Annotated in this window: 9 protein-coding genes and 1 pseudogene; 5 read left to right on the top strand and 5 right to left on the bottom strand. The window is 34.4% G+C overall.

Annotated features, from left to right (window positions below):
- Window positions 1–57 precede the first annotated feature (57 nt).
- The 5 genes and pseudogenes from BW732_RS04960 to BW732_RS04940 form a co-directional block, all read right to left on the bottom strand.
- A complete protein-coding gene (locus BW732_RS04960) occupies window positions 58–1,131 on the bottom strand; it encodes an ABC transporter substrate-binding protein (protein ID WP_077275745.1) in 1,074 nt (357 codons plus the stop codon).
- Between the two features lie 13 nt (window positions 1,132–1,144).
- The gene (locus BW732_RS04955; RefSeq protein ID WP_077275744.1) at window positions 1,145–1,960 is read right to left on the bottom strand and encodes an ABC transporter permease; all 816 of its coding nucleotides are present in this window, start codon (window positions 1,958–1,960) and stop codon (window positions 1,145–1,147) included.
- Complete coding sequence (locus tag BW732_RS04950) at window positions 1,957–2,730, bottom strand: ABC transporter permease (protein WP_418369032.1); 774 nt, start codon at window positions 2,728–2,730, stop codon at window positions 1,957–1,959. The genes BW732_RS04955 and BW732_RS04950 overlap by 4 nt, the downstream gene beginning before the upstream one ends.
- Window positions 2,731–2,778: 48 nt before the next feature.
- Window positions 2,779–3,869 (bottom strand): annotated as a pseudogene (locus BW732_RS04945) (ABC transporter ATP-binding protein).
- Window positions 3,870–3,888: 19 nt separating this feature from the next.
- Entirely contained in the window at window positions 3,889–4,431 is a 543-nt protein-coding gene (locus BW732_RS04940) for a helix-turn-helix domain-containing protein (RefSeq protein WP_077275742.1), read from the bottom strand.
- A gap of 183 nt (window positions 4,432–4,614) precedes the next feature.
- Between BW732_RS04940 and BW732_RS04935 the strand changes: the two genes are divergently transcribed.
- From BW732_RS04935 to BW732_RS04915, 5 genes are all read left to right on the top strand, one after another.
- The gene (locus BW732_RS04935) at window positions 4,615–5,613 is read left to right on the top strand and encodes an acrylyl-CoA reductase family protein (protein ID WP_077275741.1); all 999 of its coding nucleotides are present in this window, start codon (window positions 4,615–4,617) and stop codon (window positions 5,611–5,613) included.
- A gap of 610 nt (window positions 5,614–6,223) precedes the next feature.
- Window positions 6,224–7,389, top strand: a protein-coding gene (locus tag BW732_RS04930; RefSeq protein ID WP_126844577.1) for an IS3 family transposase whose coding sequence is annotated in 2 segments (ribosomal slippage) — window positions 6,224–6,503 and window positions 6,503–7,389 — 1,167 coding nt in all. Because the reading frame shifts where the segments join, the coding sequence is not laid out codon by codon here.
- Between the two features lie 358 nt (window positions 7,390–7,747).
- A complete protein-coding gene (locus tag BW732_RS04925) occupies window positions 7,748–10,771 on the top strand; it encodes an Ig-like domain-containing protein (protein WP_077275740.1) in 3,024 nt (1,007 codons plus the stop codon).
- A 55-nt stretch (window positions 10,772–10,826) separates the two neighbouring features.
- Window positions 10,827–11,324 (top strand): signal peptidase I, encoded by a 498-nt coding sequence (locus BW732_RS04920; protein ID WP_077275739.1) that lies wholly within the window; start codon window positions 10,827–10,829, stop codon window positions 11,322–11,324.
- Window positions 11,321–12,040: a TasA family protein gene (locus tag BW732_RS04915; protein WP_077275738.1), complete on the top strand. Its 720-nt coding sequence runs from the start codon at window positions 11,321–11,323 to the stop codon at window positions 12,038–12,040. The genes BW732_RS04920 and BW732_RS04915 overlap by 4 nt, the downstream gene beginning before the upstream one ends.
- Window positions 12,041–12,045 lie beyond the last annotated feature (5 nt).

The raw sequence follows: 12,045 nt of genomic DNA, 5'->3' as shown, positions 1-12,045 counted from the left end.
AGAATGCCCCGTAAAAGATTGAGCAATTGGCTTAATCCTTTACGGGGCTTATTTTTATTATTTACGATACATTTTAAATTGCAAGAATAGATCATTATAAATCTCTAAATACTTAGTACCCAAATCTTCATAGACTTCTAGATTTTCAATTGTTTTATCATCTGGATAGAATTGTTCATCTTCTGTAATTTCTTTAGGCATTAGTGCCTTAGCTTTTTTATTCGGTGTAGAGTAACCAATATACTCGGCATTCGCTGCGGCATTTTCTGGAATAAGCATGAAGTTAATAAAATCATAGGCTCCGTCAATATTTTTAGCCGTTTTAGGGATAACCATATTATCAAACCAAAGATTAGAGCCTTCGTCAGGTATCACATAATGTAAGTGCTCATTGCCATCAAGCATTTCAGAGGCTTCTCCAGAGAAAGTTACAGCTGCTGCACTTTCATTATTAATCATATACATCTTAATTTCATCAGCAACAATGGCTTTGACATTAGTCGTCAAACCAGTTAATTTTTCTTCAGCAGAATTTAATTGATGAATGTTCTTACTGTTTAGCGAATGACCATCACTGTTAAGTGCTAAGCCCATGACCTCACGAGCACCATCAATTAACATGACATTATTCTTTAATTCAGGTTTCCATAGGTCATTCCAATGGTTAATACTACCTTTATCTACAAATTGATCGTTGTAGACAATGCCTAATGTTCCCCAAAAATAGGGAATTGAGTATTGATTGCCAGGATCAAAATCCAAGTCTAAAAAGCGGTCATCGACATTTTCTAATCCTTTAATTCGAGAATGATCTAGTTTAACTAAAACATCTTGTTTCATCATTTTTTGAATCATGTATTCACTAGGAATCGTCAAGTCGTAAGCTGTTCCACCTTGTTGAATTTTAGTAATCATAGCTTCGTTTGAATCAAATGTTTCATAAATGACTTTGTAGCCATATTCTTTTTCAAATTTTTTGATGAGTGCTGGGTCAATGTAGTCACCCCAGTTATAAATGGTTAACACTTTACCACTAGCGACACCTTGTGAACGTTCTAAACGTAGAGAAGTGACACCTAATAGAATGATGATTGCGACAATCCCAATCAGCAGTGAGTTTAATTTTTTCATCTGTGTCCCTCCTTTAAGATTTAGCTAAACGTTTCTTGTGACGTCTTGGTTTATTGTCTTTACTAATGAAATAATAACCGACAACTAAAATCATTGATAAAATAAAGAGTAGGGTACTTAAGGCATTAATTTCAAGACTGATGCCTTGACGGGCTCGTGAATAAATTTCTACCGATAAGGTACTAAAACCATTACCAGTCACGAAAAAGGTTACAGCGAAATCATCTAATGAGTAGGTGAAAGCCATAAAGTAACCGGCAATAATTCCAGGAGTTAAGTAGGGAAGAATAATTTGACGTAAGACTTGCCAATTATTAGCTCCTAAGTCACGTGCCGCATCAATCAACGACTCATTCATTTCATACATTTTTGGTAAAACCATCAATACCACAATCGGAATACTAAATGCAATGTGTGATAGAAGGACGGAAATAAAGCCTAATTTAAATCCTAAAAAGGTGAAGAAAATTAAAAAGCTTGCACCAATAATAACGTCTGGTGAGACCATTAAAATATTATTCAAACTTAATAAGGTATTACGCGACCGACGTTTTTTAGTATAATAAATGCCCATCGCACCAAATGTTCCGATAATCGTTGCAAGTAAGGCCGATGAGAAGGCTAAAAAGAATGTATTAATTGCAATGGTTAAGAGCCTAGTATCTTCCATTAAGGTTTGATAATGATCTAACGTAAAGCCTTCAAAGGACGACATTGTTGAACCACTATTGAATGAGTAAAAAATTAAGTAAAAAATTGGAATATAAAGTAGAACAAAGACCAAAATTAAATACAAATTCGCCCATTTAATTTTTTTGCGGTTGGTCATTTCAAGCGGCCTCCTTTACGACGTTCTCCAGTTAAGAACATAATGATAATCATCGCAATAATCAAAATCACACCAATGGTTGATCCCATACCCCAGTTTTGAGTGACTAAGAAATGTTGCTCGATAGCAGTACCTAGTGTGATTACCCGGTTACCACCGATTAAGCGCGTCAACATGAACAAGCTTAGGGAAGGAATAAAGACTGCCTGGATACCACTTTTCACCCCTTTTAGTGATAAAGGTAAAATGACACGGCGGAAAGTTTCAAGACTGTTAGCTCCTAAATCACGACTAGCAGAGACGAGAGATGGATTGATTTCGTCTAAAGCATTGAAAATCGGCATAATCATAAAAGGAATTTCAATGTAAGCAGCAACAAAAATAAAACTAAAATCGGTAAATAAAATTTGTTGTGGCCCAATACCAATAAATGAAAAGAAATTATTGATGCCACCATTAATACTAAAAATACCAATAAAGGCATAAGCTTTTAATAATAAATTAATCCATGTTGGTAAAATAATCAGCATCAACCATAACTGCTTATGTTTGGTTTTATTTAATAAATAGGCCGTTGGATAACTGATTAGTAAGGTAACAACGGTAATAATAAACGCGTAAAAGACGGAGTTAAACGTCATTTTTAAATAAGTACCTGATGTAAAATACTGTTGGTAATTACTAAGTGTAAATGCACCATTAATATCAAAAAAGGATTGATAAATGATTAGTAAGACTGGTGCGATAACAAATAATAAAATCCACAGCATATAAGGAATTGCATAGAATTTTTTCGTTTTCACTGTCCCAAGACCCCCTTAATCTTCATCATAACTTTCTAATCGTGCATCAAAGTCTTCTTCAGACTCACCTAAACGCATGACATGGATATCTTCTGGTTCAAACATTAGCCCAATATGCTTGCCAGCTTCAGCACGTCTAGTTGAATGCACCATCCATTCATTGCCTTCCATATCAATACAAAAGATTTCGTAATGGACACCACGGAATAAGACCGTTTCAACTGTTGCTTTTAGTTTGCCTTGGTCAGCAGGAACAATCGTTAAATCTTCTGGTCGCATCACAATATCGACCGTTTCATTTGGCTTCATTCCACTATCAACACATTCAAATTCATGTCCAACAAATGACACTAAATTATCTTTAATCATTGTCCCACGTACAATATTACTTTCACCAATAAAATCAGCCACAAACCGGTTGATTGGTTCATCGTAAATATCAACAGGTGTCCCACTTTGCTCAATTTTTCCAGCATTTAAGACGAAAATCTCATCACTCATTGCTAAAGCTTCTTCTTGGTCATGAGTTACAAAAATAAAGGTAATTCCTAGACGTTGTTGTAGGGCACGTAACTCAGCTTGCATATCAGTCCGTAATTTTAAATCAAGTGCGGACAATGGTTCATCTAGTAATAAGACTTCTGGTTCATTAACCAGTGCTCTAGCGATAGCCACCCGTTGACGTTGACCACCTGACATTTCACTAATACCACGTTCTTCAAAACCAGATAGTTGTACCATTCGTAAGGTTTCATAGACTTTTTTTTTTCAATATCAAGTTTTGACATTTTTTTAATTTTTAGGCCGAATGCCACATTGTCAAACACGTTCATGTGGGGAAATAAGGCATAATCTTGAAAAACAGTATTGACTTTACGTTTATTGGCTGGAATCTGATTAATAACTTGATCACCAAAATAAATGGAGCCAGATGTCGGCTCAGAAAAACCAGCAATTAAGCGTAAAATTGTTGTTTTACCACAGCCCGAGGGCCCTAATAATGTATAAAATTTTCCTTGTTCAATATCGAAACTGACATTTTTTAAAACGACAGTGTCATCAAATTCTTTCATAACATTATCAAAACGAATAATGTTGTTTGCCATAGTATCCCCACCTTTAAATTTATAAATAAGAGTTTGTTGCAATAATTAAAACACGACTAATCCCATCGTGTGCATTTTTTAATTGGTGTCGTTTTAATGCACGATAATAAATTGTCTCACCACTACTAGCATAGTACTTATCGGAGCCAATCTCAACCGAGACTTGTCCTACTAAAACATAAGCAAACGTATCAGAAAGCGATGGTTCAAATTCTTTGTATTCACCATGAGCATCAAAATGCAGTAAAATAGGTTCCATCTCATTTTCATTTGAATCCGGTACTAACCAATTAATGATGTAGCCTTTATCAGGTTCTGCGTAACTTGTGTAGTCGTTCTCCTGATAAACGACTTGTTGAACTTGTTTTTTTTCGTCAAAAAATTCTTTTGGTGACACACCCAAAACTTCTAAGATTGAGAAGAACGTTTCCAAAGAAGGTGAACTTAAATCACGCTCTAACTGCGAAATATACCCTTTACTTAAATCTGTTCGTTCGCCTAATTCTTCTTGGGTCAAGCCTTTTTGAATTCGTAAATTCTTGATTTTTTTCCCAATTAACACATTATTTTCCTCATTTCTTAACTATTCCGTGAGTCTCTTGCAACGAAAAAGTTTATATATAATAAACTTAATGTTTACTAACATTGCGATTATACAAGATACTTCTGAATTAAGCAATGCTATTTTTGATTATTTCCTATATAATAGAAAGTAGTCATAAATAGAAAGGAATGGATTGAGCAGATGGATAAATTTAAAGCGCTTTTATTAACAAAAACAGACGGTCAAGTCCAAGCAGATGTAACAACGTGTGATGTTAGCCAGTTATCAGAAGGGGATACACTGATTAAAGTCAGTTATTCCGCAATTAATTATAAAGATGCTTTAGCAACAAAAACAAAAAGTGGGGTTATTCGTCATTTTCCAATGATTCCAGGGATTGACTTAGCGGGTGAAGTAATCGAAACAACCTCAGATAAGTTAAAAGTAGGCGATAAAGTTGTGGTGACTGGTCAAGGAACAGGTGTATCACACACTGGAGGCCTTAGTGAAATCGCACGCATTCCTAGCGAGTGGATTTTACCGTTACCGACAGGCTTGTCAGAAAAAGAAAGTATGTTTTTTGGTACAGCAGGGATTACAGCAATGCATGCTATCCAACGTTTAGAAGTGGAAGGTTTGGCTGGTAATTATGATACTCCCGTTATGGTGAGTGGGGCAACAGGTGGGGTTGGTAGTTTAGCGATTATTTTATTAGCCTCATTGGGCTACAAAAATATTATTGCTATTAGCCGTAAAGAAGAAACAGTGGATTACCTAAAGAGTATCGGTGCGACACAAGTTATCTCACCAGCAGAATTAGAGTCAGAAAAGAAACGTCCACTTGAAAAGCAACAAGTTAGCTACATGATTGATACGGTTGGTGGAGCATTAGTTGAAAATGTGTTACCTAAAGTAAATTATGGTGGAGCAGTAGCTTTGTGTGGAAACGCGAGTGGTATTGCTTTTTCAACAACGGTTTTACCATTTATCTTGCGTGGTATTGCACTAGTTGGTGTTGATTCAGTGCAACTAAGCGGCGAGACTAAAGCAGCTTTATGGACGCGTATTAGCGAATCTGTGAATCGTGAATTATTGGCCAATTTGCGTGTGAATGATTGTGATTTGACAACCATTTTAGATACCGTATCGGAATTGTTAGCGGGAACGCATACAGGACGAACAGTTGTAGCAGTTCAGTAATGCATGAATACAAATAAGGTGCATCGTCTAAATTTTTACTATAGAGGATGCACCTTATTTGTATTTTTTATATAAAAAAACCCTTAGTTATAACTAAGGGAAAAAGGAGTTGTTTATTTACTTTGGAGGAGTAAATAAAATGAAAAAGTTTGTTAGGGTTGTTTTGTTGTTATGCTTATATATTAGTCTGAAAATATGAATTATTTATGGCTAATCTAGGCTTTTTTTTATGAAGAATGTTTTAAGAAGATTAGACTTTATTATTTTGTCCATTTTAAATATAAAAATAGAAGAGTGAAATAAATAGTTTGGTTAGTTTTAGATAATCAATATTTTTATAGATAAATTATTTATCATAAACTCTAATATAATAATTTAAAACAACAGTCAAAAGTTAGCGAATGCGTAATGTAAATGCTTTAAAAAATTAAGTTCCTTAAAAGTTCATCAATTGAAATTTGATATTTTTAATAATTATAAGTTAATATTTTTGGCTATATCATTATGATTAAAAAATATCTTTATCATTTAAGATATGGATAGGCTACACTTGACTAGACAGAAAAAATAAGGTGTGATGAGAATAAGAAAACACACTGGAGGAAATGTCATGTTAGAACGTAAACCAAGAAGAACTTTTACCAAAGAATTTAAACAACAAATGGTAGATCTTTACCAATCAGGAAAACCTAGAATAGATATTATTCGTGACTATGAGTTAACTCCTTCAACTTTTGATAGGTGGGTAAAACAAGGAACAACCACAGGTTCATTCAAAGAAAAAGATAATTTAACACCTGAACAAAAGGAATTAATCAAACTCAGAAAAGAACTTAAAATGCTTGAAATGGAAAATGATATTTTAAAGCAAGCGGCGCTGATATTCGGACGAAAAGGCAAGTAATTAAAGCCAACAAACATAAATATTCTATATCAGCGATGTGCCGAGTCCTTAAAATATCAAGACAAACTTACTATTATCAGGAAAAGAAGCCATTACTAGAAAGTGAACTAGAAGAAATTGTGGAAATGATTTTTCGCCAAAATAAAAAAGCTTATGGCGCTCGTAAAATAAAAAAAGCACTTAGTTTAGAAGGCATCATTCTCAGTAGAAGAAAAATTAGAAGGATTATGCGACACAGAAACCTCGTTTCTGTGTATACGAAAGCTTATTTTAAGGTGGTATCTTCTAATGTGAATGAGTCTAAAATAACCAATCAATTAAAACGTCATTTTAACTCCGTTATGCCATTAGAAAAAGTTGTCGCCGATTTAACTTATGTCAAGGTTGGCAATCGTTGGCACTATGTCTGTTTAATTCTTGATTTATTTAATCGAGAAATCATTGGATTTAGTTGTGGGGCATCAAAAGATGCCGAATTAGTTAAACAGGCATTTTATACGATTCCGTACGCCTTAACAAACATTCAGTTGTTTCATACTGATAGAGGAAAAGAATTTGATAACCAAGTGATTGATACCATACTAAATACATTTAATATCAAGCGATCGTTGAGTAGAAAAGGAAATCCCTGGGATAATGCCGTCGCCGAGTCAACTTATAAATCCTTTAAAGCAGAGTTCGTTTATCCCAATCAGTTTGAGACACTAAAAGAATTATCTGTGGCTCTTTATGACTATGTTCATTGGTGGAATCATTTCAGAATACACGGAGCATTGAATTATGTCACTCCGCTTAGTATCAGAGCTCAGAGATTAGCGATAGCTTCCCTTGAGGATGAGTCAAACTGTGATACGTGTGAGATAGCGGGTTGATTTTTATAAGTCAACACACCGCGAAAGAGTCACAGTTTGAGAGGCTCATGGTCAAGGGTAATCGGATAACAGTACCAATGTTTTGACACCTTATAATATTTGTCAAAAAAAGTGTTGCCATTCCAATAATTTGTTAAAGAGATTCAAGCAGAGTATTGACTACTTGGAAATAGTTCTAGGAATTAATATATTAAAAGTTATAAATTTGGACTTTTTTTATAAATTTGCAATTATTTTATCGTTTTCAAGAAAACGCTTTCTATCTAAATAGTTAAACTGTAAAGTTATGATGAATAATGAGAGAGGAGGGTAAAAATTTTCAGTTGGCCTATTTATAAAATAAAAGGAGAAGAACGCAATGATAAAAAAGCTTTTTTTTAATTCTACTTGTTTAAAAACCGCCTGTTTTATTTCTTTATTATCAGTTGGTACATCAGTGATTGGCTTTGATGGTACTGTCCATGCAGAAAAGAAAGACATCACAGATAGTATGTTAAAAGAAAATGACAATATTTTATACACTGTTAATGCTGGAACTAAAGACCCAACCGTTATTCCTAACAATGAGAAATTGGGAATATTACAGTCAAGTATGGATCAACCATATGGAGAAGATGCTAAAACAGGTTTTTCTTGGGGAATTGATCAAGCAACAAAATATGCTAAAGGAGTCAGGCATGGAGATGATACCAATGACGTCGGATTAAGTTATCTTTATATGGCAGACGATGTGTTATTTAATAAATATGATAGTATACTTGGTTATACGTTTGATGTACCACAACAAAAATTTACTAATATGGCAGATAATACGTACGAAGTAACAGTTGGATTTAAACACTTTTGGGACAATCGACTCGTTAATATTATGTTAGAAGGGCAAACAGTAGCGGCTGATGTTGAATTAAATAATGGACAATGGGAAAGTAAGACATTTGTCACTGAAGTAACAGATGGCCAATTGAATGTAGGGATAAAAAGTCCACGCAGAGACAGTTCAAAACAAGATCCGTTAATTAATTATATTAAAGTTTCCACTGTTAAAGAAAAAGAAAAACAATCACCTTACACCGCTTTTACAGGTGTGAAAGGTGATTTGATGTACGATACAAATGGTAACAAAATTCAAGCTCATGGTGGACAAATCCAGAAATTGACAGTCGATGGTGTCGAAAAATACTATTGGATAGGCGAGGATAAAACTTACGATTATCGTCCAGTAGGTGGCATTCACATGTATTCTTCAACGGACTTATATAATTGGACTGATGAGGGTGTGGTTCTAAAAACTATGGAAGATGATAGACAATTTGAGACAGATGATTATTTTAAAACATTATATGCAGAGTATTCCAAAGAAAAACAATCAGATATTTTTATTGATTTAGACAGAAATAATACTGTGATGGAAAGACCCAAAATGCTTTATAATGAAAAAACTAAAAAATATGTCATTTGGTTTCATGCAGATGGTCGTTTTCCAGGTAGTGATGCCGATTATGGAAAAGCTAAAGCAGGTGTCGCTATTAGTGACAAGCCAACAGGACCATTCAAATTACTTGGCAGTTATAAATTAAATTATCATAATGATCCGAATGGTGATTATGGATTTGATGGATGGAATGGTCGGGGATCAGTTCGAGATATGACGTTGTTTAAAGATGATGATCAAACGGCCTATGTTGTTTATTCATCAGAAGGAAATAAAACGACGTTTGTATCAAAACTAAGTGATGATTATACTCAATTGATTACCTCTCCAGATAAAGCCGTTGAGGGCAAAGATTTTACTAGAAATTTTGTTAACTGGTCACGTGAAGCACCAGCAATGTTTAAATATAAGAAAAAGTATTACATAATTAACTCTGGTCTAACAGGGTGGGCGCCCAATCCTGCTCAATATGCTGTTGCAGATCATCCTATGGGACCGTGGACAGGTATGGGAGATCCATCAGCTGATTGGGGTGGACATACGACATATGACACTCAAAGTACGAATGTGATTCCAGTTGATCCGGAAAATGGAAAATATATTTATATGGGTGACAGATGGCAACCATGGGATTTAAGTGAATCTCGATATGTCTGGTTACCAATTGAATTCCTTGATCAAGATAGGTTAGCGATTAGACGTGCAGAAAATTGGACATTAGAAGAATTAGAGAACAAAGGATTATTCGATGTCACAACTGACTTAGTTAAAACTGTTCAATCACCAGATGATATACTACCGAAATTACCTAAGAGAGTGGAGATAACTTATGGAACGAAAAAGCAAGAGTTAGAAGTCGAATGGGAGCTATCGAATCAATTAAAATCAGATATTGGTGTTGTGAAAGTAAAAGGTAAATTAAAAGAAATTAATAGGGAGTTTAGTCACGATGTTCATGTGGTTAAAAGCGATTTAGTGTATTTCTTTGATAGTGGTACAAAAAAATCCGCCTTTTTTGAATCTGTAAAGAGTCAAAATCCAAACTTGTTAAATGAATCAACCAATCAAAAATTTAGTGAAGATAATCAAGCAGGTTACATAGGCGATTCTATTTTTGATAATGATACGGACTACGATTTAGGTGTTCACGAAGGCAAGGATTTAGCTGAAACTGGTTGGTGGGCTAATAAAGGGAAGTCAATTGATTATCGATTATTCCTTAAGAAAGGCCAATATAAGTTAACTACCGGTTACCAAGAATGGTGGAATGCTCAACGTCCAATGACCGTTAGTATCTACAAAAATAAAGAGCGATTAAACGAATCACAGATTACGTTAAATCAGGATAACAAAGACGTGACAAATCAACAAGAATTCTCAATGAAAGCAGATGGTTTTATTGATGTTGTGATTAGTAAAGTAGGTAATGAGGATCCAATTTTAAGTTGGCTGGCTGTACAAAGTAAAGATGGCTCTAAAGTTGATGCACAAGGTCTACAATCCTTAATTACTAATAGTGAGACTTTAATTGAATCGAATTATCAAAAAGAAGCTTGGCAACAGTTACACTCAATCGTTGAAAAAGCCAAAGCAATGCTTAATGATGCGGCAGTAACTCAAGCTGAATTGGACACGATGACTATGCAATTGGAACAGGAACTTGTTACAATTGAGCAGCATAAAGTTAGTGGACAAGGTACTGAGTTAACTCTAAATGTCAAACAACTAGAGATTTTAAAAATAGGAAAAACACGGCTATTAGAATTATCAGAAGTGGGAAGCGATACTATTTTTGCAAATCAAGACATCAATTGGGCAGTTCAAAAACCAGCGATTGTTGAAGTAGATGCTACAAATCAATTAATAGCTAAAAAAGCTGGTTTAACTAAAGTAACGGCAACGTTAGATGATGGTCGCACAGTTAGTTTCATTGTTAGAGTCACTAAGTAAGAAATGAAGAGGATTAAAATGATAACAAAAAAAAGTTAAGCATGTTGCATCTTTAGTGATAACATTTTGTTTATTAACGTTATTATTTTTTGTAATAGTTGTGAGGGTTTCTGATCAAAAGACTTACTTCGGATATCAATTGAAACTCGTTTTAAGTGATAGTATGGGTGCAGCGATTCCTAAAAATAGTTTAATTGCCATTAAAGTGGCAGATAAAAATCCACTGCAAGTTGGCGATATAGTAAGCGTTCAAGTAAATGATGAGTTTGTTACGCATCGTATTGCAATGATCGAGGACAGTTTGGGAACAAAAACTTTAATCACTAAGGGAGATCAAAATAGTCAGGTTGATTCTAGAAAAACAGAGGCTGACACTATTGTTGGTAAAGTCAAATTTGTTATCCCCTATATTGGTATTTTATGGGTGCTGCTAGCGAAACCTGCTATTTTAATCCTCATAATAATGGTAATTTTGATAATGATTGTAATTAAAAAATATGGACATCATTTACTTGGCACATATATTTATAAAAAAAGGAGAACAAGACAATGATTAATAAGAATAAGATTGTATCCGTTCTAAAAAGCGGCTATTTTAAGATAGTTTTAGTTGTAGCTATTTTATTTACGCTAGTAATGGGAGGAACTTATGCATGGTGGACAGTTAAAGAGGACGTTGTACAGACTATATCACTTGGTAGTTTAAAAGTAGAGGCTGATTTCCCACAAGTTGATGATCCCATTAATTTTGAACCTGGATTAGAGACATCATTAGAGGGTAAAATTAGTAATACTGGATCTATTCCAGCCATAATGAGAATTAAGAATCTGTCAGAGATTAAATTTGCCTATGTGGATGATCAGTTAACAGGTATTCCTGAATCAGAGAGAGCTTTTATTGATAATACAGAAGATAGTGTAGAGGTTAGCTTTTCACCAGTAAATCAGTCTGCAAGTGATGATATTTTTTGGTTCAAAGATCATCAAAATCAATTGTATATCTTAATGGAACCAGGTGCAGCTGCAACAGTTCAGACTGCAATAAAATTTTCGGATATGATAGGAAATAAGTACCAAGAATCTGAAGTTAGAGTAACCAATTCAGTACAGGCAACTCAAGTAGTCGAAGGTGCCATTAGTAGTGAGTTAGGCGTATCGATTGATGAATTACAAGAGGTAACGAGCTCACAAGATAACTCTGGTCGAAGAGCGAAACGATCAATTTCTCGGGGAACAGAAAGGCTTTATCAATTATTGAATAGAAAATAAGCACG

It is taken from the genome of Vagococcus penaei, assembly GCF_001998885.1.
GTDB lineage: Bacteria > Bacillota > Bacilli > Lactobacillales > Vagococcaceae > Vagococcus > Vagococcus penaei.
The sequence above is the reverse complement of the archived record's forward strand: the minus strand, read 5'-3'. Positions and strand labels throughout refer to the sequence as shown.